Genomic DNA, 24,482 nt, shown 5'->3' with positions numbered 1-24,482 from the left:
GAGTGTCCTGGTTAGTGACGACGAACCGCAGTTCGGGTAGCGCTCACGGCTCCAGTGTCGTTATCATACGCGCCATTCGTTCCGCGACAAGACTGCGAATTTCACTTTATTTAAGCTACAATCCGTTAAATTTAGCTGAGAAAACCGATTGTGATCGGGCTCTCATCACGCTGCGGCAGATGAGAAAAATGTTGAGAGAACGCTATGCCTTTTACCGTTGCACTGACCGGCGGCATTGGTAGTGGTAAAAGCACCATTGCTAACGCTTTTGCCGCGCTGAACGTCGACATCATTGATGCCGATGTGATTGCCCGCGAGGTGGTTGAACCGGGCACACCTGCGCTCAATGCGATTGTGAAACGCCACGGAGAATCGATTCTGACCGCAGAAGGCACGCTTTATCGCGCGCGTTTGCGGGAAATTATTTTCCAGCAGCCGCAAGAGAAAAACTGGCTCAATCAACTGCTGCATCCGCTGATTAACGCCCGTACCCAGCAGCTGAAGGCGCAGGCGACTTCGCCTTACGTCATGTGGGTAGTGCCGCTGCTGGTAGAAAATGGTCTGCAGCATCAGGCTGATCGGGTATTAGTCGTGGATGTCGATGAGGCCACGCAGCTGCAGCGCACCCGCCAGCGTGATGGTATCTCTCTCAGCCAGGCGCAACGGATTCTTGCCGCGCAGGCCAGCCGTCAGCAGCGTTTAGCCTGCGCGGATGACATCATTGATAACAGTGGCACGCCGGAACAGGCTTTGCCGCGCGTTGCTGAACTTCACCAGCGCTATTTGCGCCTGGCAGCAACCGGACGGGATTAATATCATGAGCACAGTGGTTCTGTTTGAACACCCATTGAATGAGAAAATGCGCACCTGGCTGCGCGTGGAGTTTTTGATCAACCAGCTGCACGAAACGCTGCCGGTCAACAGCTCGGTTGCGGCATTGGGTGTGTTTCGTATTATTGGCGACCTGCTGGATATCTTCGAACGCGGCGATATGCGCACCGAGCTGTTAAAAGAGCTGGAGCGTCAGCAGCAAAAACTGCGTGCCTGGCTGGATGTGCCGGGTGTCGATGAACACACCGTCAGCCAGCTGCGCGAACAGCTGAAGCAGCAATCCAGCGAGCTGATGGCCGCGCCGCGCATGGGTCAGCAGCTGCGCGAAGACCGGTTGATTGCCTCCGTACGTCAGCGCCTGAGCATTCCCGGCGGCTGCTGCAGTTTTGATCTGCCGGGTTTACACATCTGGCTGCACCAGCCACAGGCGCTGCGCGATACCCTGGTGAATAGCTGGCTGGCCTCGCTCGATCCGCTGCGCAACAGCCTGACGATGATCCTCAACCTGATTCGTCAGTCAGGCGTGTTTCGCCATCAGACCAGCCTCAACGGCTTTTATCAGGATAACGCCGAAGGGTCCGACCTGCTGCGCCTGCAGCTGACGCTGGAAGATGCGCTCTATCCGCAGGTCTCTGGTCATAAAAGCCGCTATGCCATCCGCTTTTTACCGCTCGATAGCGAACGCGGTGAAGTGCCGGCGCGACTGAATTTTGAATTAGCCTGTTGTTAGAGGATGTTATGCAGGAAGAGATGATTACCGTACCTTGCCCCAACTGCGGTAAAGCCGTGATGTGGGATGAACTCAGCCCGTGGCGCCCGTTTTGCAGCAAACGCTGTCAGTTGATCGATCTGGGTGAGTGGGCCGCTGAAGAGAAACGCATTCCCAGCAGCGGAGACATGACGGAGAGTGACGACTGGAGTGAAGAGCAGCCGTAATCGGCAGGGGCACGCAGCCCCTGAGTTTAAATCTCGCCCGCCACTAAGCGGGCAATCAGGGCGTGGTTGGCAGGTGGAAATTCATCGGCCAGCAAATCACGCTGCTCGACCCAACGCTGCGGCTGACCTTCGCGTCCCCACGGCTCACCCTGCCAGCCCTCCACCAGGAAGAAATGCAGCGTAACACGCAGGTCATCGTAACTGTGGTCGGCCTGACCAATCGCTTTCGCCGCCGTCACTTCAATACCGGTTTCTTCCATCAGCTCACGTTTTAACGCCTGTTCTGCGCTTTCGTGCTGTTCAATTTTTCCGCCCGGGAACTCCCATTTGTTGGCCATGTGGGAGCTTGCTGCGCGCTGGGCAAGAAAGATCTGACGACTGGCATTGCGAATGATGCCCACCGCAACCTGCAGGTGTTTCATAAGCTGGATTCCGCTTGTAGTGAGTGAGCGCTGATTTTAAAGCAGACGCCGGACGATGTTAACTGCTGTCGGCTTCACCGCGATCCTGTCGCACAGATTCCAGTTATTAAGACAGGTCGTAATGATCGCACGGCGCCATGTTGGGAATACTCGCAGCCACTTTACTCTAGCCAGGCCGACTACACATGGAACGCAAACTAACAACGTTTCTGGCGCAAGACGCACAGAAACAGATGAATACCTTACGCCATTTGGTTTTTCACGACATCCTGACGCTCGACAGCGCGCAAAACACTTTAACCTGGTGGCCAGAACAGAAGACCATCCCGCTTAATGAAGCGCAGAAGCGCTTCTTCTCCTGCCTGCTGCTGCGCATCACCTCGAAACGGCAGATCATCGCCACAGTATGGAATGAGAGCTATCCGGGGATCAGCGATAACAACTATCACCAGCTGCTGTTTCAGAGCCGGGCGTTGCTGAAACGCTATGGTTTGCCGGATGGGCTGCTGGTTACGCTGCCCTACCATGGCGTGCGGCTGAATGAGGAGAAGCTGATGGCGATTACCCGCTAATCAGCCAAAGAAAAAGGAGCCCGCGGGCTCCTTTTTGTTATCAGGCCAGACGACCGTGACACTGTTTGTATTTTTTACCTGAGCCGCATGGGCACGGATCGTTACGTCCCACTTTTCGCTCACCGCCCTGTGCCGCCAGTGCAGCGGCCGCTGCGGTGTCGTCATCGACGTGACTGAGCTGCTGCTGCTGTGCCAGGCGCTCTGCTTCTTCACGACGCTGCTGCTCCATCGCTTCCACTTCTTCCGGCATCCGCACCTGCACTTTGCTCAGGGTGCTGATCACTTCGTACTTCAGCGACTCCAGCATCGCGGCAAACATGGCGAAAGATTCACGTTTGTACTCCTGCTTCGGATCCTTCTGCGCATAGCCACGCAGATGGATACCCTGACGCAGATAGTCCATCGCCGCCAGATGCTCTTTCCACAGCGAGTCGAGCGTTTGCAGCATCACGCCTTTTTCGAAGTTGCGCATCATTTCTGCGCCGACCACTTCTTCTTTCGCCGCATAGTTTTCGCTGGCGCGGCTCATGATGCGCTCACGCAGCGTCTCTTCATGCAGATCCGGCTCTTTATCCAGCCACTCAGCAATCGGCAGATCCAGATCGAAATCATTGCGCAGACGCTCTTCCAGCCCCGGAACATCCCACATCTCTTCCAGCGACTGCGGCGGAATGTAAGTGTCGATAGTGGCTTTGAACACATCTTCGCGGATGCTGTTGATGGTGTCCGAAACGTCAGAGACATCCAGCAGTTCGTTACGCTGGCTGTAAATGGCGCGGCGCTGATCGTTAGCGACGTCATCGTATTCCAGCAGCTGTTTACGGATATCGAAGTTGCGGCTTTCCACTTTGCGCTGCGCATTAGCAATTGCTTTGGTTACCCACGGATGCTCAATCGCTTCACCCGGCTTCATACCCAGCTTACGCATCATGTTGGACACACGATCGGAGGCAAAAATACGCATCAGCGCATCTTCCATCGACAGATAGAAGCGCGAAGAACCGGCGTCACCCTGACGGCCCGCACGGCCGCGCAGCTGGTTATCGATACGGCGTGATTCGTGGCGTTCGGTACCGATAATGTGCAAACCGCCTGCCGCCAGCACCGCATCATGGCGCAGTTTCCACGCCGCCTTGATGGCTTCAATCTGCTCTTCCGTCGGGTTTTCCAGCGCGGCCACTTCCGCCTGCCAGCTACCGCCGAGCATGATGTCCGTACCACGACCGGCCATGTTGGTCGCGATGGTTACCGCGGCTGGCTGACCTGCCTGCGCCACGATATCCGCTTCGCTGGCGTGGAACTTGGCGTTCAGTACGCTGTGCTTAATACCCGCGCGCGTCAGCTCCTGAGATACCACTTCCGATTTTTCAATCGAGATGGTGCCCACCAGTACCGGCTGCCCGTTAGCCGTACAGGTGCGAATATCTTCGATAATGGCGTCGATCTTCTCTTTCTCGGTCATGTAGACCAGATCGGCCATATCTTTACGCACCATCGGACGGTTGGTCGGTACCACGATGGTATCGAGCTTGTAGATGGAGCTGAATTCAAACGCTTCAGTATCAGCGGTACCGGTCATACCGGCCAGTTTCTCGTAGATACGGAAGTAGTTCTGGAAGGTGATGGAAGCCAGCGTCTGGTTTTCATTCTGGATCTCCACACCTTCTTTGGCTTCGACTGCCTGGTGCAGGCCATCAGACCAGCGACGTCCCTGCATGGTACGGCCGGTGTGTTCATCAACGATGATCACCTCGCCGTCCTTCACGATGTAGTCAACGTCGCGGGTGAACAGTGCATGGGCGCGCAGTGCTGCCGTCACGTGGTGCATCAGCATGATGTTGGTCGGCGAGTAGAGTGATTCGCCCTCATCCATGATGCCCTGGCTGACCAGCAGCTCTTCCACTTTCACCAGACCGCGTTCGGTCATGTGCGCCTGACGGGCTTTTTCATCCACCCAGAAGTCACCTTCGCCCTGGAAGTTATCCGAGTCTTCTTTTTCCTGGCGCACCAGGTGTGGAATGATTTTGTTGACCTTAATGTAGAGATCGGAGCTGTCTTCGGCCGGACCCGAGATAATCAGCGGCGTACGTGCTTCATCGATCAGGATCGAGTCCACCTCATCCACCAGCGCATAGTGCAGTTTACGCTGTACGCGCTCTTCCGGACTAAAGGCCATGTTATCGCGCAGATAATCGAAGCCGTATTCGTTGTTGGTGCCGTAGGTGATATCGGCTGCATAGGCAGCGCGCTTGGCCACCGCCGGCATGCCCGGCAGGTTGATACCGACTGTCAGACCAAGGAACTCAAACAGCGGACGGTTGTTTTCGGCGTCACGCTGCGCCAGATAGTCGTTGACGGTCACAACGTGCACGCCCTTGCCGCTCAGCGCGTTCAGGTAGGCCGGCAGCGTCGCAGTCAGGGTTTTACCCTCACCGGTGCGCATCTCCGCGATGCAGCGTTCGTTGAGCACCATGCCGCCGATCAGCTGCACGTCAAAGTGGCGCATGCCAAACACGCGCTTACTGGCTTCACGCACGGTGGCGAAGGCTTCAGGAATCAGGCTCTCCAGCGTTTCACCTTTTTTCAGGCGCTCGCGGAATTGATCGGTTTTCGCTTTCAGTTCGTCGTCAGACAGTTTGACGAACTCCGGCTCCATCTTGTTGATGACATCGACCACTTTACGCATGCGGCGCAGAGTACGATCATTGCTGCTACCAAAAACTTTCGTTAACAATTTGATTAACATAATAAATTTATCTCAATTCAGCCGTGACAATACGGGCTGCAAAGGCAAAAAACAGAAACAGGAAAATAACGTTAGCTTTGAGCAATGAAAGGTCCGGCGCGGATGCCATGAATAGCAGCCTGCCAGTCAGCAGAAGAGTGAACGTTGGGCGAAACATGGTGCGCTCGCGACGGCGGTGCCATCGTGGCTAAAGGTTGCGCGGGTGAAGTCAGCAGCGCCTGCAGCGAGTCAATCAGCGCCAGCTTTTGCGCCGCCAGCGGCAATGCATGCTCCGCTTCCGCTGTCGCGGGCGGCGTCATGCTGAATGAGAGATGGCGAATGACGGTGCGGATGGCGTGCTGATGCCAGTAATCAACGTTGAAACTGGGACGGCGCGCGCTTTCCTGCAGGCGAATCAGGTGATCAAATCGCACCACCTTGCCGGTAAACAGGCTGCTGACCGGCGAATCGCTGCTGGTGGGCTCTGCGCTTTGTGCACAGGCAGGCAGGCCGAGACTGGCCGCCACCATTCCCAACAGGAGATGAGGCCAGAAATAGCGTCTGCCGAGTTGTCGCCAGCGTGAGAAAATCCCGATCACCTTTCGTCCATCATGCCAGTCATTAAGCGCTAAGCCAGAGTTACGTTACGCACCCTGCTTACATGAGCGCCAGATAATAGCACTTATGTGGGGCTTCGACATCAGGGATTAAAGGGCTTACGGCGGATTTCACGTTTTTTTGCGCAGGGTTTGGTCGCTGACAACAGGGTTTTGCGAGCGGGATTACAGCGCCAGCGGCGGGCAATAAAAAACGGCGGGTTCCACTGACCGGAGAGGGTGTCAGGGAAGCCCGCCGTTTGATGGCTGACTTATTAAGCCAGCACTAAATTTGGCGCTTTGAAGGCCAGTGGCAGTTCAGCTTCGTCTTCGAAGGTCGCCCATTCCCAGGCTTCCTGCTTCGCCAGTACCGCCTGCAACAGTTTGTTGTTCAGCGCATGGCCGGACTTGAACGCAGAGAATGCGCCAATCACGTTATGACCACACATGAACAGGTCGCCGATGGCGTCCAGCATTTTGTGACGCACGAACTCATCTTCAAAGCGCAGGCCATCTTCATTCAATACGCGGAAGTCATCGAGGCCAATCGCACAATCTAAACTACCGCCCAGGCACAGGCCTTTAGACTGCAGATATTCGATTTCACGCATAAAGCCGAAGGTGCGCGCACGGCTAATCTGACGCACAAAGGATTCAGCCGAGAAATTGAGCTGGTAACGCTGCGAGCTTGAGTCGATCGCCGGATGTTTGAAGTCGATGGTGAAGTCGAGTGAAAAACCGTTGTACGGTTTAATCTCGGCCCACTTATCGCCATCTTCTACCCGTACCGTTTGCTTCACGCGCACGAATTTCTTCGCACTGTTCAGCTCTTCGACACCGGCATCCATCAGCAAATAAACAAAAGGCGCGGCACTGCCATCCATGATCGGAATTTCTGGCGCATCAACTTCAACAATAATGTTGTCGATACCCAGACCTGCCAATGCAGCATTCAGGTGTTCAACCGTCGAAATACGCACGCCTTCATCGTTCACCAGGCAGGTACTCAGCATGGTGTCGCGCACGTATTTTGCATCAGCCGGGAAATCAACCGGTGGATTCAAGTCAGTGCGACGATAGATGACCCCGGTATTAGCCGACGCAGGGCGTAAAGTCAGCGTGACTTTTTTGCCGGTATGCAAACCGACGCCAGTCGCCTGAACAATACGTTTTAATGTCCTTTGTTTGATCATCGCATTATCTCGCAATATTACCCATCCGACCGCCAGTATAAATTACCGGCGGGCGAATACTTTAGCACAAAGAGCGGAGAATCCCAATTCTCAGGATATTCTTAGTCTGCCTGTTTACGCAGGAAGGCTGGAATATCAAGATAGTCAGGCTCTTTGCTGGATGACGCTGGCTGGTCATTCACCACTTTCGCGGCCGGTTTCTGCTCCTGCGGCAGCGGCGCCATGCCGTGCTGCTGGTAGCGATGATCCATGACCGGCTGAGTCGCAGGCTTGTTAGTCACCAGAGTGATTTCCGGACGCTTGTCCATGCCGATACCGGTCGCCACCACGGTGACGCGCAGCTCGTCGTTCATCTCTGGATCCAGCGAGGTACCGATAACCACGGTCGCGTTGTCCGAGGCGAAGGCGCGGATGGTGTTACCCACGGTTTCGAACTCATCCAGACGCAGGTCGAAGCCCGCCGTGATGTTGACCAGCACGCCACGCGCACCCGACAGATCGATATCTTCCAGCAGCGGGCTGGAGATCGCCATTTCGGCCGCTTCTTCAGCACGGTCTTCACCACAGGCAACGCCAGAACCCATCATCGCGTAACCCATTTCTGACATCACGGTACGCACGTCGGCGAAGTCGACGTTCATCAGACCCGGACGGGTAATCAGTTCTGCGATACCCTGCACCGCACCTTTCAGCACGTCGTTAGCCGCACCGAAGGCATCCAGCAGAGAGATACCACGGCCCAGCACTTTCAGCAGCTTGTCGTTAGGAATGGTGATCAGTGAATCAACATGCTTGGACAGCTCTGCGATACCCTGCTCAGCAAACGCCATGCGTTTTTTCCCTTCGAAGTTGAAGGGCTTCGTCACCACCGCAACCGTCAGGATACCTAAATCTTTGGCTACTTCAGCCACCACAGGAGCTGCACCGGTACCAGTACCGCCACCCATGCCCGCGGCGATAAACACCATGTCTGCCCCTTCCAGCGCAGAACGCAGTGCTTCGCGATCCTCTTCCGCCGAGGTACGACCGACTTCCGGGTTAGCACCCGCACCGAGACCTTTAGTGATATTGGTCCCGATCTGAATCGTCTGGCCGACCGCCGTTTTACGCAACGCCTGTGCGTCGGTATTCACAGCGAAGAATTCCACACCTTCGATACGCTCGCGTACCATGTGCTCTACGGCGTTGCCACCGCCACCGCCGACGCCGATGACTTTAATCACCGCGTCATTGGTTAATTCCATAGGTTCAAACATGATTTCTCTCCGTTATGTGCCTGTCGCCTGGAGATCATAAACATTGCCTGATGATCTCCTTTTTCAAAAAATTAAAACTCTTTCTTCAGCCAGCTGTTAATGCGTTTAAACCAATTGCCCACTGAAGCACGTTTTTCCGTTTCTGCATCACCGTTCATGTGTGACTCTTTGCCGTAATGCAGCAGGCCAACCGCCGTCGAGTAGTACGGCTCCTGCGCATAATCCGTCAGACCGGTGATGTTAAGCGGCTGACCGATGCGCACCTGGGTGTGGAACACCCGCTGTGCACAGGCCGCCAGACCTTCAATCTGCGCCGCACCGCCGGTCAGCACAATACCGGCTGCCAGATGATGCTTCACGCCCTGCTGACGCAGTTGCTCCTGCAGTTGCAGAATCTCGTCGTTCACCAGATTCAGCAGTTCGGTGTAACGCGGCTCAATCACTTCTGCCAGCGTCTGGCGCTGCAGGCTGCGCGGCGGACGTCCACCCACGCTCGGCACCTCGACGTTTTCGTCTTTGCCGACAATCGAACCCAGCGCACAACCATGACGCACTTTAATCGCTTCGGCGTCGGTTGGCGGTGTGCCAAAGGCATAGGCGATGTCGCTGGTCACCACGTTCCCGGCATAGGGAATCACTTTGGTATGACGCAGCGCGCCGCCGGTGTACACCGCGATATCCATTGTACCGCCACCGATGTCAACAACACAGACTCCCAGCTCACGTTCATCTTCGGTCAGCACCGAAAAACTGGATGCCAGTCCGGCAAAAATCAGTTGGTCAACTTTCAGGCCACAACGTTCAACGGCTTTCACGATATTTTTTGCCATATCGTTGTGGCAGGTGATGAGATGCACCTTGGCCTGCATACGCACGCCGGAAAGGCCAACCGGATTTTTGATGCCTTCCTGATAATCGATGGCGTATTCCTGTGGAATCACATGCAGAATACGATGTTCGTCGCGCACGCGAACGGATTTCGCCGTATGCACCACGTTTTCCACATCATCCTGAGTGACTTCCTCTTCGGAAATCGGAACCATCCCGATTTCGTTCTGACAACTAATATGTTTGCCCGATAAAGCAAGGTATACCGACGAAATCTGGCAGTCTGCCATCAATTCCGCCTGGTCGATGGCGCGCTGAACGCACTTCACCACCGACTCCAGATCGTTCACGCCGCCTTTGTCCATACCGCGGGACGGGCAGCTGCCGACGCCAATAATGTTGACCATACCATCGGGCAGAATTTCCCCAACCAGGGCGGCGACCTTCGCAGTGCCGATTTCAAGTCCTACTACCAGTTTTCTGTCCGTTGCCTTGATCATTGTGGTTTAGCCTGTGCCTGGTTTTGTTGCTGATTACTGTCCTGTGGCTCAATCGGTGCCGGTGCCCAGCCTACTGCGGCGCCGGAGTCATAGCGTAGATCAACATAGCTGATGCGCTGGTTCTGACTCTGGCCCTGCTGCTGCAACTCCGGATAGAGCTCAATAAAACGGTTCAGACGCTTCATGGTGTCGCTGCGCCCCAGTTCGATGCGCACATCGTCACTGGTCACCAGCTGCCACGAGCGCCGCGCCGTCATCGACGCGACCTTCAGGGTAAACTTACTGGCCCGCAGCACATCACTCATGGTGTGATAGCCGGCCAATACCTCTTTCTCACTGCCTTCCGGCCCATACAGCATCGGCAACGTTTCTTTGCCGATGTGGCTGGCCGGGACGCTGAAGGAGACGCCATCGGCGTCCACCATGTGCGAGTCATTCCAGCGTGCCACCGGGACAAACTCCACCAGGTTTATCTTCAGCTCATCAGGCCACTGCTTGCGCACGCTAACCTGTTTAATCCACGGTAAACGCTCGATCTGCTGCTGGATAATGTCCACGTTCTGCGACATGAACGTTCCCGGCGCGCCGAGCGATAAAATCGCCTGACGAATATCATCGTGCGTGGTGTAGTGGGTTTCGCCCGTCACCACCAGCTTCGACAGCGGCAGACGCGACGCATCATTCATCCACTTCAGCACCACCAGGCCGCCAGCCACCATGATGCCCATCACCAGCAGCAGGAACACGATGCCAAACAGCCGTGCTCCGTTGCTCCGTCCGGAGCGCGCACGCTCCTGAGGTTCGCGATTTCTAACGCGCAGTGCCGCCTGAGACATATCAGTCAGCCAGCTCCAGAATGCGCGCCACCAGTTGCGGGAAGCTGTATCCCGCCTGCTTTGCCGCCATCGGCACCAGGCTGTGGCTGGTCATGCCTGGCGAGGTGTTCACTTCCAGCAGCTGGAAATTGCCGTCACCGTCGACCATCACATCAACCCGCCCCCAGCCGCTGCAGCCTAACGCGCGCCACGCGGCCAGCACTAATGTCTGCAGTTCCGCCTCTTTCTCCGCACTCAGGCCGCTCGGGCAGAAGTATTGAGTATCGTCAGAAATGTATTTTGCTTCATAGTCATAGAACTCGCTGGCAGTCTGAATTCTGATTGACGGCAGAATTTCGTCGCCGACGATGCCCACGGTATATTCGGCACCGCTGAGAAAAGCTTCCACCAGCACGTCATCATCATGGCGAAACGCCTCCTGCAACGCGGCTGGCAGCGCTTCCGCCTGGTTCACGCGGCTGATGCCAACGCTGGAACCTTCACAGCTTGGCTTCACAAACAGCGGCAGTCCGAGCGCGTCAATCGACGCCTGCGCTGCAGCATCCAGCCCCTGCTCATACTGCTGGCGCGTCAGCCAGACAAATTTGCCCGCCGGCAATCCTCTGCCCTGCCACAGCAGTTTGCTGCGCAGTTTATCCATGGTGATGGCCGACGCCATGACGCCGCTGCCGGTGTAGGGCAGTTGCAGAAACTCCAGCAGCGCCTGCAGCGTGCCGTCTTCGCCACCGCGACCGTGCAGCGCGATAAACGCTTTGGCAAAGCCCTGCTGCCGGAGGTCCAGCACTGAGACGTCACGGGTGTCGACACCGTGCGCATCAATGCCCATCTCACGCAGTCCCGCCAGCACCGCGCTGCCGGACATCAGTGACACCTCGCGCTCGGCGGAGGTACCGCCCATCAATACCGCGACTTTCTCAGCCATGGCGCGCCTCCGTGTTCAGAGCCGGCTGCAGCTGAATCTCAGCCAGCTTGCGGGCAATTTTGCCGATGTTGCCGGCGCCCTGCACAATCACCAGATCGTCGCCGGACAGCAGCGGTGCCAGCGCATCCGGCAGCGCTTCGTGCTCGGAGACCAGAATCGGATCGACCTTGCCGCGATTGCGGATGGCACGGCACAGTGAACGGCTGTCCGCGCCCGGAATGGCGGCTTCGCCCGCCGGGTAGACATCCAGCATCAGTAACACATCCACCTGCGACAGCACATTGGCGAAATCATCGAACAGGTCGCGGGTGCGCGTATAGCGATGCGGCTGAAACACCATCACCAGCTTTTTCTCTGGCCAGCCGGCGCGCGCCGCTTTGATGGTGACATCCACTTCGGTCGGATGATGACCATAATCGTCGACCAGCATCGCGCTGCCCGCTTTGCCGTTAACAGCCGCAGTGTCGAACTCGCCCAGCACGTCAAAACGACGACCGGTGCCCTGGAAACTCTCCAGCGCCGCCAGAATAGCGTTGTCGTCAATGCCCTCTTCGCTGGCAACCGCCACGGCTGCCGCGGCGTTCAGCGCGTTATGGCGACCCGGCGCATTCAGCGTCACGTGCAGCACCGGCTTGTCCTGACGAATCAGGGTGAAGTGGCCCTGCGCGCCGCGCTGTTCGTAGTTTTCGACCCGCACATCCGCATCGTCGCTGAAACCATAGGTGGTGACCTGACGGCCCACGCGCGGAATCAGATCGCGAATCACCATATCGTCCACGCACATCACCGCGCGCCCGTAGAACGGCAGGTTGTGCAGGAAGTTAATAAACGTCTGCTTCAGGTTCTCAAAATCGCCCTGATAGGTATCCATGTGATCCGCTTCGATGTTAGTGACAATCGCCACCATCGGTTGCAGATGCAGGAAAGACGCGTCGCTTTCGTCCGCTTCCGCAATCAGATAACGGCTGCTGCCGAGGCGCGCGTGCGTACCCGCCGCTTTAACCAGACCGCCATTGACAAACGTCGGATCGAGACCGCCTTCCGCATAAATACTGGTCACCATCGCGGTGGTGGTGGTTTTACCGTGCGTGCCGGCAATCGCAATGCCGTGACGGAAACGCATCAGCTCAGCCAGCATCTCCGCCCGGCGGATCACCGGGATACGCTGCTCACGCGCCGCCACCAGCTCCGGGTTATCCTGCGCCACGGCGGTAGAAACCACGACGACGCTGGCGTCGGTAACATTTTCCGGGCGATGGTTGAAGTAAATGGTCGCGCCCAGCGAGGCCAGATGCTGCGTAACCGGATTGGGCGCCAGATCGGAGCCGCTAATGTGATAGCCTTCGTTCGCCAACACCTCGGCAATACCGCCCATGCCGGCACCGCCGATGCCGACAAAGTGGATGTGCCGGACGCGACGCATCTCGGGCACAATAGAACGCAGTTTTGCCAATTGTTGTGTATTCATCTGTCTCTGTTACCTGTTTTCCCGTTTGCACCTGCATTCAGATGCGGGCCAGTCAAACTGACCGGTTAACTTACTTCGCGACGCGCGCAACCTCTTGTGCCACCCGTTCGGTCGCATCAGGAATCGCGACCTGGCGGGCTTTTTCCGCCATCGCCAGCAGCGTGGCGCGATCCCAGTGGCGCAGCGTGTCTGCGACGGCCGCAGCAGTAAACTGCGGCTGCTCGAAAATTTTGGCCGCGCCGGCTTTTTCCAGCGGCAGCGCATTCCAGTACTGCTGACGATCTTTGTGCTGGAACGGCACGAAAATCGCCGGTAAACCCGCCGCCGCCACTTCACTGACGGTCAGCGCGCCGGAGCGGCACACCACCACATCGGCCCACGCATAGGCTTGCGCCATGTCATCGATAAACTCGGTGACCTTGTGCTGCGGCTGACCAGCGGCCTGATACGCCTGCTGCACGGTCTCCCGTGCGCCTTTGCCGGTCTGATGCCACAGCGTGATGGCGTCACCCAGTTCGGCGGCGACCTGCGGCACGACCTGATTGAGGATGCGCGCGCCCTGACTGCCGCCAATCACCAGCACGCGAATCGGCCCGCTGCGGTGTGCCAGACGCTGCGCCGGCAGCGGCAGCGCCAGCACATCATTACGCACCGGGTTGCCCACCACCTCAGCAGTGGGGAACGCGCCCGGAAAGGCCTGCATCACTGTGGTAGCGATTTTCGCCAGCCACTTATTGGTCAGCCCGGCAATGCCGTTCTGCTCGTGCAGCACCACCGGGATGCCGCAACTCCATGCCGCAAGGCCGCCCGGCCCGGAAACATAACCGCCCATGCCCAGCACCACATCCGGCTGCCAGTTTTTCATGATGCGGCGCGCCTGGCGCCACGCATTGAAAATGCGCACCGGTGCCAGCAGCAGGGCCTTTACGCCTTTACCGCGCAGTCCGCTGATGCGAATGAAGTCGATATCAATGCCATGCTTTGGCACCAGATCGGCTTCCATCCGGTCTGCGGTTCCCAGCCAGCGCACCTGCCAGCCTTGTTCGATCAGATGATGCGCCACGGCCAGTCCGGGGAACACATGTCCGCCGGTACCCCCTGCCATGACCATCAGCCGTTTACCACTCATCGGGCACCTCGGGTAAACGCCTGGGCTTTTGCCAGACGTGTTTCATAATCTATGCGCAATAAAAACACGATGGCGGTCGACATAATGATCAGACTCGATCCACCGTAACTGATCAGCGGCAGCGTCAGGCCCTTGGTCGGCAGCATACCCGCCGCCGCACCAACATTAACCAGCGCCTGGAAGCTAAACCACACGCCAATGGAACAGGCGAGGAAGCCGGAAAAACGCTGGTCGATCTCCAGCGCGCGACGGCCAATCGACATTGCGCGAAAAGCGACGAAGAATACCATCAACAGCGCCAAAACCACACCGACATAACCCAACTCTTCACCGATAATTGAGAAGATAAAGTCGGTGTGCGCTTCCGGCAGATACTCCAGTTTCTGCACCGAGTTGCCCAGGCCCTGCCCCCAGAACTCACCGCGGCCAAACGCCATCAGCGACTGAGTCAGCTGGTAGCCGCTGCCGAACGGATCTTCCCACGGGTTCCAGAAGGAGGTCACGCGGCGCATACGGTAAGGTTCCGCGATAATCAGCAGCACCACGGCGAAAATGCCGGAGCCGATAATCGCCAGGAACTGCCACAGTTTGGCACCCGCTAGGAACAGCATCGCCAGCGTGGTAACAAACAGCACCACCACGGTGCCGAGGTCCGGCTGGGCCAGCAGCAGCACCGCCAGCACCACCATCACGCCCATCGGCTTACAGAAGCCCCAGAAGTTGTTACGCACCTCTTCCACTTTGCGCACCAGATAGCTGGCGAGATAGCAGAACAGCGACAGCTTGGATAACTCCGCCGGCTGAATACGCAGCGGCCCCAGCGCGATCCAGCGCGATGCGCCGTTAACTGAGCTACCGACCACCAGTACGATCAGCAGCATCGCCACCGAAGCCATCAGCATCGCGTTACTGTAGCGCTGCCAGAAATCCATCGGTACGCGCAGCGTCACTAACGCCATCCCCAGCGCCAGGGCGATATAAAAGGCATCACGCTTGGCAAAGTAGAACGGATCGTCGTTAAGACGTTGTCCAACCGGCATCGACGCCGAGGTGACCATGACAAAACCGATAATCGCCAGGCCAAATGTCAGCCACAGCAGCGTGCGGTCATACAGCACCACCGGCGCGTCGTCGTTGTCGCGCGCGCCCATCACCCAATCACGCAGGCGCAGCGAAATAAAACTGGCGATACTGGCTCCGGGAATACGCATCAGCTCAGCTCCTTCGCCAGTTGCGCGAAGCGATCGCCACGCTGTTCAAAATTACGGAACTGGTCGAGGCTGGCGCACGCCGGTGACAGCAGCACCATGTCGCCCGCCTGCACCTGCGCGGCAATCTGCGTCATCGCCTGTTCGAGCGTGTCGGTGCGCGTCGCCACTGCCGGACGCAGCGCGGCCAGCGCGTCGCCGTCGCGGCCAAAGCAGAACAGCCGCACGTTGTCGCCCTGCAGATAGCGCGCCAGCGGCGTAAAGTCCGCCCCTTTGCCATCGCCACCCAGCAGCAGCCACAGCGTACCTTTCACCTGCAGGCCGTTAAGCGCGGCTTCGGTGCTGCCCACGTTGGTGGCTTTCGAATCATTAATCCAGCGCACGCCATGCGCTTCGTGCACCAGCTGGAAGCGATGCGGCAGGCCGCTGTAGGTGGTTAACGCTTTCAGGCTGGAGGCGCGCGGGATATTCACCGCATCGGCCAGCGCCAGCGCGGCCAGCGCATTGGTGTAATTGTGCTGCCCGACCAGCTTCATCTCGTCGGTATTAAGGACTTTCTCGCCCTTCACCCGCAGCCAGGTACTGCCCTGCTGCTGGTTGAGGTGATAATCGCCCACGTCGATGCCAAAGCTGACGCAGCGGCGATCGGCGCCGCGCACCGGCATGGTCATGCCATCGTCGGCATTCACCACGCAGATATCCGCGTTTTCATAGATGCGTAATTTAGCGGCGCGGTACTGCTGCATGCCGAGCGGATAGCGATCCATATGATCCTCAGTGACGTTGAGGATGGTTGCCGCCGCCGCTTTCAGGCTGTAGGTGGTTTCCAGCTGGAAGCTGGAGAGCTCCAGCACATACAGCTGCGCCGGCGATTTGAGCAGTGTCAGCGCTGGCAGCCCAATGTTGCCGCCTACGCCCACCTGCCAGCCCGCGGCGCGCGCCATTTCGCCCACCAGCGTGGTGACGGTACTTTTGCCATTGGAACCGGTGATCGCCACAATCGGCGCCTGCGCTTCACGGCAGAACAGTTCGATATCGCCGACAATTTCAATGCCGGCGTCAGCCGCTTCGCTCAGCGCCGGGTGCGCCAGCGCGATGCCCGGGCTGGCGATGATCAGATCGCATGCCAGCAGCCAGTCGCTGTTGATACCGCCAACGTGGCGCTCCACCTGCTCTGGCAGTTTGTCCAGCCCCGGCGGTGACACACGGGTATCCATCACGCGGGGCGTCACGCCCTGCGCGAGGAAGAAATCAACACAGGAGAGGCCGGTAATGCCTAATCCAATGATGACGACTTTTCTGCCCCGATAGTCAGCCATGATTAACGTACCTTGAGCGTTGCCAGGCCAATCAGCACCAGCATCAGCGAAATAATCCAGAAGCGCACGATCACGCGCGGCTCCGGCCAGCCTTTCAGTTCATAGTGGTGGTGAATCGGTGCCATGCGGAAAATACGCTGACCGCGCAGCTTGAACGACCCCACCTGCAGAATCACCGACAGCGTCTCGACCACAAATACGCCACCCATGATCACCAGCAAAAATTCCTGACGCAGCAGCACTGCCAGCGTGCCCAGTGCGCCACCCAGCGCCAGCGAACCCACGTCGCCCATAAAGACCTGCGCCGGATAGGTGTTGAACCATAGGAAGCCGAGACCGGCCCCGACAATCGCGGTACAGACAATCACCAGCTCACCGGCGTGACGCAGATACGGAATGTGCAGGTACTCGGCAAATTTCACGTTACCGGTCGCCCAGGCCACCAGCGCAAATCCCGCCGCGACAAACACCGTTGGCATGATGGCTAGGCCATCCAGACCGTCTGTCAGGTTGACCGCATTACCGGTTCCGACAATTACAAAGTAGGCCAGCACCACGTAGAACAGGCCGAGCTGCGGCATAACATCTTTGAAGAACGGCACCACCAACTGTGTGGCAGGCGTATCTTTACCGGCAATGAACAGCGCGAACGCCACGCCGAGCGAAATCACCGACATCCAGAAATATTTCCAGCGCGCGATCAGCCCTTTAGTGTCTTTACGCACCACTTTGCGGTAGTCATCAACGAAGCCAATCACGCCAAAACCGACCAGCACCACCAGCACGCACCAGACGTAAGGATTGGACGGATAAGCCCACATCAGCACCGAAACTGTGATGGAGGTCAGAATCATTATGCCGCCCATGGTCGGCGTGCCGCGCTTGCTGAAGTGCGACTCCGGACCATCGTTACGTACCACCTGGCCAATCTGCAGTTTCTGCAGCCAGGCGATCAGGCGCGGGCCCATCCATAAAGAGATGAACAGAGCGGTCAGCAGGCTGACAATGGCGCGAAACGTCAGATAGGAAAAGACGTTAAAGCCGGAATAAAATGCGACCAGATGTTCGGCCAGCCAGACTAGCATGTTCCTTTCTCCTGTAAGCTCTGTACTACCTGCTCCATGGCGGCACTACGTGAACCTTTAACCAAAATAGTGATGTCCGCATGTTGGGACAGCAGCGTGCGTAAACGTTCAATCAGTTCAGCTTTACTGGCGAAATGTTCGCCCCGGCCGCTGCTTTCACTAATCAAATGGCTGAACCTACCGGTGCTCAGCACACAATCAATACCGGCGGCTTTCGCCGCTTCGCCCACCTGACGATGACAGGCTTCGGCTTCGTCGCCCAGTTCGCCCATGTCGCCGACCACCATGACGCGGAAGCCCGGCATATCGCCCAGCACCTGCGCAGCGGCGGTCATTGAGCCAACGTTAGCGTTGTAGCTGTCATCCAGCAGCAGCTGATTTCCGGCGAGGCGAATCGGGAACAGGCGCCCAGGAACGGGCTGTAGGGTTTTAAGGCCAGACTGGATAGCGGTTAACGGCGCGTCAACCGACAGCGCCAGCGCGGCAGCAGCCAGCGCATTAGCGATATTGTGCCGACCCGGCAGCGGCAGCTCGACGGCGATGTCGCCGCGCGGCGTGTGCAGGGTAAACAGCGTGGCGTCAGCGCGCAGTACGATATCGCTGGCGCGGAACTCCGCGTCTGCCATCGGCTGCGGCGAAAAGCGCCACAGGGTTTTGTCAGCAAACTGCGGCTGCCAGTTGGGCAGATCGTTGCTGTCAGCGTTGATGATTGCGGTGCCGTGCACCGGTAAGCCGCCAAAGATTTCGCCTTTGGCTTTTGCCACGCCCGCCAGTGAACCGAAGCCTTCCAGATGCGCCGCCGCCAGATTGTTGACCAGCGCGGTTTCCGGACGCACCAGATTGGTGGTGTAGGCGATTTCACCCTGATGGTTCGCGCCCATTTCAATCACGGCATACGCGTGTTGCGGGGTAAGACGCAGCAGCGTCATCGGCACGCCGTAATCGTTGTTGAGATTGCCGGCGGTATACAGCGTTTCACCGCACTGGCGCAGAATCGCCGCGGTCATCTCTTTCACGGAGGTCTTACCGGAGGAGCCGGTCAGCCCTACCACGCGCGCTTTCGCCTGCTGACGCACCCAGGCGCCGAGCTGACCAAAAGCGATACGCGTGTCAGCGACCACCACCTGCGGCACGTCAACCGCTAAACGACGGTTCACCAGCAGCGCCTGTGCGCCACTGGCGATAGCGTCGGCGGCAAAATCGTGCGCATCAAAACGTTCGCCCACCAGCGCGACAAACAGGCTGCCTGGGGTGACTTTACGGGTATCCGTAGTGACATCCGCAATAGTGAGATCGCTGCCGTGCAGCTGCCCACCGCTAATCTCTGCCAGGGTTTTCAGCGTAACCGGAATCATGCCATTACCCCCAGCAAACGGGCGACGGTGTCGCGGTCAGAGTAGTCAAGGCGGCGGTTGCCGATGATTTGATAATCTTCATGGCCTTTACCGGCCACCAGCACGATGTCGTCGGCGCTGGCCTGCATTACCGCATGAGTGACCGCCTGCGCTCGTCCTGCTATGACGCGGGCCCGGCCCGGATCGAGCAGGCCGGTGAGAATGTCGTTAACAATCGCCGTCGGCTCTTCGCTCCGCGGATTGTCATCGGTGATCACCACGATATCGGCAAACTGTTCGGCAATCGCGCCCATCAGCGGGCGTTTGCCTTTGTCACGGTCGCCACCGCAGCCAAATACGCACCACAGCTGGCCCTTGCAGTGCAGCCGGGCCGCTTCCAGCGCTTTCTCCAGCGCGTCTGGCGTATGTGCGTAATCCACCACTACCGTCGGCTTGTGCGCGGCGGTGAACACTTCCATACGACCGCACACCGGCTGCAGCTGGCTGGCACTGGCCACCAGCGTGTCGAGCGGATAATCCAGCGTCAGCAGTGTCGCCAGCGCCAGCAGCAGATTGCTGACGTTAAAGGCGCCCATCAGGCGGCTGTCAAACTCGCCGTTGCCCCAGCTTGAACTGAACTGCACGTGTGCGCCGCCGTCGTGATAATCGATCGCTGTCGCCTGCAGCCAGCGGCCACGACAGCCGGGCTGCAGATTGTTGCCCAGCGTAACGGCCACGGCATCCGGTAATTTTTCCAGCCAGCGGCGGCCCACTTCATCATCAGCGTTGATGATGGCCTCGCCCACCTGATGCTCAGAGAACAGCAGCCACTTGGCTGATTCGTAGCCCTGCATGTCACCGTGATAATCAAGGTGATCGCGGCTCAGATTGGTAAATACCGCGGCGGCAAACGGCAGCGCGGCCACGCGATGCTGCACCAGACCGTGCGAAGAGACTTCCATCGCCGCCACGGTAGCCCCCTGCCCGACCAGGTCGTGCAGAATATGCTGTACATCCACCGCTGAACCGGTGGTGTTTTCACTCGGCACCAGCTGACCGTACAGACCATTGCCCACCGTGCCCATCACCGCGCCGGTTTCGCCCAGCAGGTTGGCCCACTGCGCAATCAGCTGCGTGGTGGTGGTTTTGCCGTTAGTGCCGGTCACACCAATCAGCTTTAATTTTTCAGCCGGCTGCTGGTAGAAACGCCCGGCCAGCGCGGAAAGGCGCTGCGGCAGCTGGGCCAGATAGATAACCGGGACGCCGTGCATCTCACGGATATCACCATCGCTGGCTTCACCTTCAGCCTCGGCAATGACCGCCGCCACACCCTGGGCGATGGCCTGTGGAATAAATCGACGTCCATCAGCATGATGGCCCGCCACGGCGATAAACAGATCGCCAGCAGCCGCAGCGCGGCTGTCCAGTGTCATGTCACGGAGTGGACGCGCCGGCGCGCCAGGCACCCACGGGGCCAGCAAGTCGCGCAGGTTACGATCTGTCACTTGATTCCTCACTTCTCTTATTCTTCACCAACTCGTTTTTATCCACCGTTGGCAGCGCATCCGGTTCAATGTTCATGGTGCGCAGGACACCGCCCATGATGGCGCCAAACACCGGTGCAGAAACCGCACCACCATAATATTTACCGGCCTGGGGATCGTTGATCACCACCACCAGCGCAAAACGCGGGCGACTGGCAGGCGCAACGCCCGCGGTGTAAGCAATGTATTTATTGACGTAGCGTCCGTCCGGCCCGACTTTTTTCGCGGTACCGGTTTTGATCGCGATGCGATAGCCCTTGATGGCGGCTTTAACACCACCGCCACCCGGCAGCGCCACGCTTTCCATCATGTGCATCACGGTTTTCACCAGGTCTTCCGGGAAAACGCGCTCGCCCGCCACCGGCGGGTCAACTTTGGTAATCGACAGCGGGCGGTTGATGCCGTAGCTGCCAATGGTTGCGTAGACTCGCGCTAACTGTAACGGCGTTACCATTAGCCCATAGCCGAAAGAGAAGGTGGCCCTCTCTATGTCAGACCACCGTTGTTTTTGAGGGTATAAGCCACTACTTTCCCCGACCAGCCCCAAATTGGTCGGTTTACCCAGGCCAAAGCGCGAGTAAGTTTCTACCAGCGCTGAGGAGGGCATCGCTAACGCGAGGCGCGAAACCCCGACGTTACTCGACTTCTGCAGAACCCCGGTAAGGGTCAATTCGTTATAGCGCGCCACGTCTTTGATCTCATGACCATTGACGCGATACGGCACGGTGTTCAGAACGCTGTTCTCTTTCACCACGCCGCGCTGCAGTGCGGTCATCACCACCATTGGCTTCACGGTGGAACCTGGCTCGAAGATGTCGGTGATAGCGCGGTTACGCATGACGTCTTTCGGCGTGTTGCTGAGATTATTGGGGTTGTAAGCCGGGCTGTTGGCCATCGCCAGCACTTCGCCGGTGTTCACGTCCACCAGCACCGCAGTGCCCGATTCGGCTTTGTTGAAGGCAACGGCATTGTTCAGTTCGCGATACACCAGCGCCTGCAGGCGCTCGTCGATGCTCAGCGTCAGGTTGTGCGCGGCGCGACTGTCAACCGAGGAGATATCCTCAATCACCCGCCCGTAACGGTCTTTGCGCACGGTACGTTCGCCCGGCTCACCGGTCAGCCATTTATCGAAGCTCTTCTCGATGCCTTCAATGCCCTGGCCGTCAATGTTGGTGAAGCCAATCAGGTGGGCAGTGACCTGGCCGGCCGGATAGTAGCGGCGCGACTCCTGACGCAGGTAAATACCGGGCAGCTTGAGCTTTTTCACGTATTCGCCAATCGCCGGGTTAACCTGACGGGCGAGGTAAATAAAGCGCCCTTTTGGATTGGCGTTGACGCGCGCCGCCAGCTGATCCAGCGGGATCGACAGCGCATCCGACAGCGCTTTCCAGCGGCTATCAACGGTGACGCCGCCGTGCTCGGTCAGCTCTTTGGGATCGGCCCAGATGGCGTTAACCGGCACGCTTACCGCCAGCGGGCGTCCGGCGCGATCGCTGATCATGCCGCGCGCGGTAGGCACTTCCTGCACGCGCAGCGAACGTAAATCGCCTTCCTTCACCAGCTTATCCGGGCTGATCACCTGCAGCCACGCCACGCGCGACAGCAATCCGCCCAGCGCCAGAAGAATACAGCCGCACAGCAACGCAAAACGCCAGCTTACAAAGCTGGCCTTATCTTCCTGTTTTCTTAACTTCAGCGTTTTGCCTGCGCCGCTCATTGAGGTCTGCGATTCCTTATTTCTGCACCACAATATTTTCCTGTGAAGGATCAACATGCTGCAATTGCAGCTTATCGGTTGCTATCCGTTCTACCCGGCTGTGATCGCCCAGCGCATTCTCTTCGAGGATCAGGTTGCGCCATTCGATATCCAGCGCATCACGCTCCAGCACCAGCTGCTCACGCTGCGCCGTCAGCAGACGGGTCTTATGCGTGGTGGTCACCACCAGCACCGAAGAAACCAGCACGGCGATCAGCAGCAGCAGCGGGATCTTGCCAAAACGCAGCAGATCGCCACCAATGACGCCGGGCAGACTGTGACGCTCATTGCCAATCACGATGCGGTTCTCTCAGCGATACGCAGGACCGAACTGCGCGCGCGCGGGTTGTCTTTGACTTCGGCTTCGCCAGGAATCAGCTTGCCGAGGGTTTTCAGTTCACGTCCGCCCAGCGCTTTCAGCTGGCTCTCGGTCATCGGAATCCCGGCCGGCACCTGCGGTCCGCGGCTCTGGTCACGCATGAAGCGCTTCACCAGCCGATCCTCCAGCGAGTGGAAGCTGATGATGGATAAACGCCCGCCCGGTGCCAGCACCGTCAATGCCCCTTTGAGCGCGATATCGATCTCTTCCAGCTCACTGTTGATCCAGATGCGTATCGCCTGGAAGCTGCGCGTCGCCGGATGCTTAAACTTGTCTTTTACCGGCGTTGCCGCCGCAATCAGATCGGCCAGCTCTTTGGTGCGCGTCATCGGCTGTTCCCGGTTGCGCTCGACAATGGCGCGGGCGATGCGTTTCGCAAAGCGCTCTTCGCCGTAGGTTTTCAGCACAAATGCAATATCTGCCTCTTCCGCGCTCTGCAACCACTCGGCTGCCGACTGACCGCGCGTCGGATCCATACGCATATCCAGCGGCCCGTCGCGCATAAAGGAGAAACCGCGCTCGGCGTCATCCAGCTGAGGCGAAGAGACGCCCAAATCCAGCAGTACGCCGTCGATTTTGCCGGTCAGCCCGCGCTCTTCGACATACTCAGCCAGCGCTGAAAACGGCCCGTGCACAATCGAAAAACGTGGATCTTTTATCTCAGCGGCTGCGGCTATGGCTTGCGGATCGCGGTCGATCGCCAGTAACTGTCCGTGCGCGCCAAGCTGCGACAGGATCAGGCGTGAGTGACCGCCGCGACCAAAGGTGCCGTCAATATAAATGCCGTCTTCCCTGATATTAAGGCCGTTAACCGCCTCATCCAGCAGCACCGTGGTGTGTTTAAAATTTTCCTGCATAGCTATAGCGACAAGTCCTGCAACCGCTCAGATAAAGGCTCCTGAGCTGACTGTTCTGCGTCAATATCGTCCTTAACTTGTTGATACCAGGTCTGTTCATCCCACAGCTCAAACTTATTGAACTGTCCAACCAGCATCACTTCTTTGGTCAGGCTCGCATGCTGGCGCAACGTATTCGCCAGCAGTAAACGGCCTGCGTTATCCATCTGGCACTCGCTGGCATGTCCTAACAGCAGACGCTGCACGCGACGCTCGTTCGGATTCATACTGGATAACCGGGCCAGTTTTTTCTCAATAATTTCCCATTCGGGCAGGGTATAAAGCAGCAGGCAGGGCTGATGGAGGTCAATGGTGCAAACCATTTGACCCTGAGACTCTGCGAGCAGCAATTCGCGATAACGCGTCGGCACCGCCAGGCGCCCTTTGCTGTCGAGATTGACTAACGTTGCTCCACGGAACATGCCAGCCCTACCCCTCAGTTACCCGTTTTCACCACTTTATCCCACTTTTTACCACGAAACGAGTTTACGGAGCCGATGAAATCCTTGTCAAGCCGCAACGGCAAGTGAATATCACTCTTTACACCGAATGAAATTAACCGGAGAGAAGAATAAGAGGAGAATGAATGGTCAATTTAAAATTAACCTGATGAATAACAGTATAAAAAAAATTTGCGTCAGATTTATCGGTGAAAATTAGCGCAATTTTACCGCTGCGATTATTCTGCCCCAATCTGCGACGGCGGCGGCATTTTAGGGGATTTCTGAAAGGAAGCCCAGCACCATC

At 57.9% G+C, this 24,482-nt stretch carries 23 protein-coding genes; 4 read left to right on the top strand and 19 right to left on the bottom strand.

The features are described 5' to 3' along the window. Positions 1–204 precede the first annotated feature (204 nt). From coaE to yacG, 3 genes are read left to right on the top strand one after another with little or no spacing between them, the layout of a single operon-like run. Positions 205–813, top strand: coding sequence for a dephospho-CoA kinase (gene coaE, locus KOL70_RS15755; RefSeq protein ID WP_058780442.1), 609 nt, complete (start codon positions 205–207; stop codon positions 811–813). Between the two features lie 4 nt (positions 814–817). Further along, entirely contained in the window at positions 818–1,561 is a 744-nt protein-coding gene (gene zapD / locus KOL70_RS15750) for a cell division protein ZapD (RefSeq protein ID WP_058759493.1), read from the top strand. Positions 1,562–1,569: 8 nt separating this feature from the next. Further along, positions 1,570–1,767 carry a DNA gyrase inhibitor YacG gene (yacG, locus tag KOL70_RS15745; protein WP_058770616.1) on the top strand — a complete coding sequence of 66 codons (198 nt, stop codon included), beginning with the start codon at positions 1,570–1,572 and terminating at the stop codon, positions 1,765–1,767. 26 nt (positions 1,768–1,793) lie between these two features. Here yacG and mutT read toward each other — a convergent pair whose 3' ends face one another. Continuing rightward, positions 1,794–2,189: an 8-oxo-dGTP diphosphatase MutT gene (mutT, locus tag KOL70_RS15740; protein WP_058774821.1), complete on the bottom strand. Its 396-nt coding sequence runs from the start codon at positions 2,187–2,189 to the stop codon at positions 1,794–1,796. Between the two features lie 185 nt (positions 2,190–2,374). On the opposite strand from mutT, the gene KOL70_RS15735 reads away from it, so the two are divergent. After that, a complete protein-coding gene (locus KOL70_RS15735; protein WP_021507552.1) occupies positions 2,375–2,761 on the top strand; it encodes a transcriptional regulator in 387 nt (128 codons plus the stop codon). Positions 2,762–2,801: 40 nt separating this feature from the next. Here KOL70_RS15735 and secA read toward each other — a convergent pair whose 3' ends face one another. The 18 genes from secA to mraZ all read right to left on the bottom strand — a co-directional run bounded on the left by secA (position 2,802) and on the right by mraZ (position 24,157). Beyond that, complete coding sequence (gene secA, locus KOL70_RS15730) at positions 2,802–5,507, bottom strand: preprotein translocase subunit SecA (protein WP_059010287.1); 2,706 nt, start codon at positions 5,505–5,507, stop codon at positions 2,802–2,804. 71 nt (positions 5,508–5,578) lie between these two features. Continuing rightward, the gene (gene secM / locus KOL70_RS15725; RefSeq protein WP_058774823.1) at positions 5,579–6,085 is read right to left on the bottom strand and encodes a secA translation cis-regulator SecM; all 507 of its coding nucleotides are present in this window, start codon (positions 6,083–6,085) and stop codon (positions 5,579–5,581) included. A gap of 272 nt (positions 6,086–6,357) precedes the next feature. Beyond that, positions 6,358–7,275: a UDP-3-O-acyl-N-acetylglucosamine deacetylase gene (gene lpxC / locus KOL70_RS15720; RefSeq protein WP_031279703.1), complete on the bottom strand. Its 918-nt coding sequence runs from the start codon at positions 7,273–7,275 to the stop codon at positions 6,358–6,360. Between the two features lie 101 nt (positions 7,276–7,376). Next, positions 7,377–8,531 (bottom strand): cell division protein FtsZ, encoded by a 1,155-nt coding sequence (gene ftsZ / locus KOL70_RS15715; RefSeq protein WP_021507556.1) that lies wholly within the window; start codon positions 8,529–8,531, stop codon positions 7,377–7,379. Between the two features lie 71 nt (positions 8,532–8,602). Beyond that, positions 8,603–9,859 (bottom strand): cell division protein FtsA, encoded by a 1,257-nt coding sequence (gene ftsA, locus KOL70_RS15710; protein WP_013507861.1) that lies wholly within the window; start codon positions 9,857–9,859, stop codon positions 8,603–8,605. Beyond that, a complete protein-coding gene (gene ftsQ, locus KOL70_RS15705; protein WP_058780440.1) occupies positions 9,856–10,695 on the bottom strand; it encodes a cell division protein FtsQ in 840 nt (279 codons plus the stop codon). The genes ftsA and ftsQ overlap by 4 nt, the downstream gene beginning before the upstream one ends. A 1-nt stretch (position 10,696) precedes the next feature. Then, a complete protein-coding gene (locus KOL70_RS15700) occupies positions 10,697–11,617 on the bottom strand; it encodes a D-alanine--D-alanine ligase (protein ID WP_058770620.1) in 921 nt (306 codons plus the stop codon). Then, positions 11,610–13,085, bottom strand: coding sequence for a UDP-N-acetylmuramate--L-alanine ligase (murC, locus tag KOL70_RS15695; RefSeq protein ID WP_215480875.1), 1,476 nt, complete (start codon positions 13,083–13,085; stop codon positions 11,610–11,612). The genes KOL70_RS15700 and murC overlap by 8 nt, the downstream gene beginning before the upstream one ends. Before the next feature lie 70 nt (positions 13,086–13,155). After that, positions 13,156–14,214: an undecaprenyldiphospho-muramoylpentapeptide beta-N-acetylglucosaminyltransferase gene (gene murG, locus KOL70_RS15690; RefSeq protein WP_215480873.1), complete on the bottom strand. Its 1,059-nt coding sequence runs from the start codon at positions 14,212–14,214 to the stop codon at positions 13,156–13,158. Continuing rightward, complete coding sequence (ftsW, locus tag KOL70_RS15685) at positions 14,211–15,425, bottom strand: cell division protein FtsW (protein ID WP_021507561.1); 1,215 nt, start codon at positions 15,423–15,425, stop codon at positions 14,211–14,213. The genes murG and ftsW overlap by 4 nt, the downstream gene beginning before the upstream one ends. Continuing rightward, the gene (murD, locus tag KOL70_RS15680; protein ID WP_058774827.1) at positions 15,425–16,741 is read right to left on the bottom strand and encodes a UDP-N-acetylmuramoyl-L-alanine--D-glutamate ligase; all 1,317 of its coding nucleotides are present in this window, start codon (positions 16,739–16,741) and stop codon (positions 15,425–15,427) included. Before murD ends, ftsW begins: the two co-directional genes overlap by 1 nt. A 2-nt stretch (positions 16,742–16,743) precedes the next feature. Next, positions 16,744–17,826, bottom strand: coding sequence for a phospho-N-acetylmuramoyl-pentapeptide-transferase (mraY, locus tag KOL70_RS15675; protein ID WP_021507563.1), 1,083 nt, complete (start codon positions 17,824–17,826; stop codon positions 16,744–16,746). Continuing rightward, positions 17,820–19,181: a UDP-N-acetylmuramoyl-tripeptide--D-alanyl-D-alanine ligase gene (gene murF / locus KOL70_RS15670; RefSeq protein WP_215480872.1), complete on the bottom strand. Its 1,362-nt coding sequence runs from the start codon at positions 19,179–19,181 to the stop codon at positions 17,820–17,822. The genes mraY and murF overlap by 7 nt, the downstream gene beginning before the upstream one ends. Then, a complete protein-coding gene (gene murE / locus KOL70_RS15665) occupies positions 19,178–20,665 on the bottom strand; it encodes a UDP-N-acetylmuramoyl-L-alanyl-D-glutamate--2,6-diaminopimelate ligase (protein ID WP_058780438.1) in 1,488 nt (495 codons plus the stop codon). Before murE ends, murF begins: the two co-directional genes overlap by 4 nt. Next, positions 20,652–22,421 carry a peptidoglycan glycosyltransferase FtsI gene (locus KOL70_RS15660; RefSeq protein WP_215480871.1) on the bottom strand — a complete coding sequence of 590 codons (1,770 nt, stop codon included), beginning with the start codon at positions 22,419–22,421 and terminating at the stop codon, positions 20,652–20,654. The genes murE and KOL70_RS15660 overlap by 14 nt, the downstream gene beginning before the upstream one ends. A 16-nt stretch (positions 22,422–22,437) precedes the next feature. After that, positions 22,438–22,758, bottom strand: coding sequence for a cell division protein FtsL (gene ftsL / locus KOL70_RS15655; RefSeq protein WP_021507567.1), 321 nt, complete (start codon positions 22,756–22,758; stop codon positions 22,438–22,440). Then, positions 22,755–23,696 (bottom strand): 16S rRNA (cytosine(1402)-N(4))-methyltransferase RsmH, encoded by a 942-nt coding sequence (gene rsmH / locus KOL70_RS15650; protein ID WP_021507568.1) that lies wholly within the window; start codon positions 23,694–23,696, stop codon positions 22,755–22,757. Before rsmH ends, ftsL begins: the two co-directional genes overlap by 4 nt. Positions 23,697–23,698: 2 nt before the next feature. Continuing rightward, positions 23,699–24,157 (bottom strand): division/cell wall cluster transcriptional repressor MraZ, encoded by a 459-nt coding sequence (gene mraZ, locus KOL70_RS15645; protein ID WP_021507569.1) that lies wholly within the window; start codon positions 24,155–24,157, stop codon positions 23,699–23,701. Between the last annotated feature and the right edge of the window lie 325 nt (positions 24,158–24,482).

The sequence above is a fragment of the Pantoea sp. B270 genome (assembly GCF_018726825.1).
GTDB lineage: Bacteria > Pseudomonadota > Gammaproteobacteria > Enterobacterales > Enterobacteriaceae > Pantoea > Pantoea dispersa.
This window is presented reverse-complemented; position numbering and strand designations above follow the sequence as displayed.

What these genes read in the sequence shown, in the direction of transcription:
- lpxC (WP_031279703.1), bottom strand. Translation starts at nt 7,275, where the DNA reads ATGATCAAACAAAGGACATTAAAACGTATTGTTCAGGCGACTGGCGTC.
- ftsZ (WP_021507556.1), bottom strand. Translation starts at nt 8,531, where the DNA reads ATGTTTGAACCTATGGAATTAACCAATGACGCGGTGATTAAAGTCATC.
- KOL70_RS15700 (WP_058770620.1), bottom strand. Translation starts at nt 11,617, where the DNA reads ATGGCTGAGAAAGTCGCGGTATTGATGGGCGGTACCTCCGCCGAGCGC.
- KOL70_RS15660 (WP_215480871.1), bottom strand. Translation starts at nt 22,421, where the DNA reads ATGAGCGGCGCAGGCAAAACGCTGAAGTTAAGAAAACAGGAAGATAAG.
- murD (WP_058774827.1), bottom strand. Translation starts at nt 16,741, where the DNA reads ATGGCTGACTATCGGGGCAGAAAAGTCGTCATCATTGGATTAGGCATT.
- yacG (WP_058770616.1), top strand. Translation starts at nt 1,570, where the DNA reads ATGCAGGAAGAGATGATTACCGTACCTTGCCCCAACTGCGGTAAAGCC.
- ftsQ (WP_058780440.1), bottom strand. Translation starts at nt 10,695, where the DNA reads ATGTCTCAGGCGGCACTGCGCGTTAGAAATCGCGAACCTCAGGAGCGT.
- zapD (WP_058759493.1), top strand. Translation starts at nt 818, where the DNA reads ATGAGCACAGTGGTTCTGTTTGAACACCCATTGAATGAGAAAATGCGC.
- murG (WP_215480873.1), bottom strand. Translation starts at nt 14,214, where the DNA reads ATGAGTGGTAAACGGCTGATGGTCATGGCAGGGGGTACCGGCGGACAT.
- murF (WP_215480872.1), bottom strand. Translation starts at nt 19,181, where the DNA reads ATGATTCCGGTTACGCTGAAAACCCTGGCAGAGATTAGCGGTGGGCAG.
- secA (WP_059010287.1), bottom strand. Translation starts at nt 5,507, where the DNA reads ATGTTAATCAAATTGTTAACGAAAGTTTTTGGTAGCAGCAATGATCGT.
- murC (WP_215480875.1), bottom strand. Translation starts at nt 13,085, where the DNA reads ATGAATACACAACAATTGGCAAAACTGCGTTCTATTGTGCCCGAGATG.
- mutT (WP_058774821.1), bottom strand. Translation starts at nt 2,189, where the DNA reads ATGAAACACCTGCAGGTTGCGGTGGGCATCATTCGCAATGCCAGTCGT.
- KOL70_RS15735 (WP_021507552.1), top strand. Translation starts at nt 2,375, where the DNA reads ATGGAACGCAAACTAACAACGTTTCTGGCGCAAGACGCACAGAAACAG.
- ftsA (WP_013507861.1), bottom strand. Translation starts at nt 9,859, where the DNA reads ATGATCAAGGCAACGGACAGAAAACTGGTAGTAGGACTTGAAATCGGC.
- coaE (WP_058780442.1), top strand. Translation starts at nt 205, where the DNA reads ATGCCTTTTACCGTTGCACTGACCGGCGGCATTGGTAGTGGTAAAAGC.
- ftsW (WP_021507561.1), bottom strand. Translation starts at nt 15,425, where the DNA reads ATGCGTATTCCCGGAGCCAGTATCGCCAGTTTTATTTCGCTGCGCCTG.
- mraY (WP_021507563.1), bottom strand. Translation starts at nt 17,826, where the DNA reads ATGCTAGTCTGGCTGGCCGAACATCTGGTCGCATTTTATTCCGGCTTT.
- rsmH (WP_021507568.1), bottom strand. Translation starts at nt 23,696, where the DNA reads ATGCAGGAAAATTTTAAACACACCACGGTGCTGCTGGATGAGGCGGTT.
- mraZ (WP_021507569.1), bottom strand. Translation starts at nt 24,157, where the DNA reads ATGTTCCGTGGAGCAACGTTAGTCAATCTCGACAGCAAAGGGCGCCTG.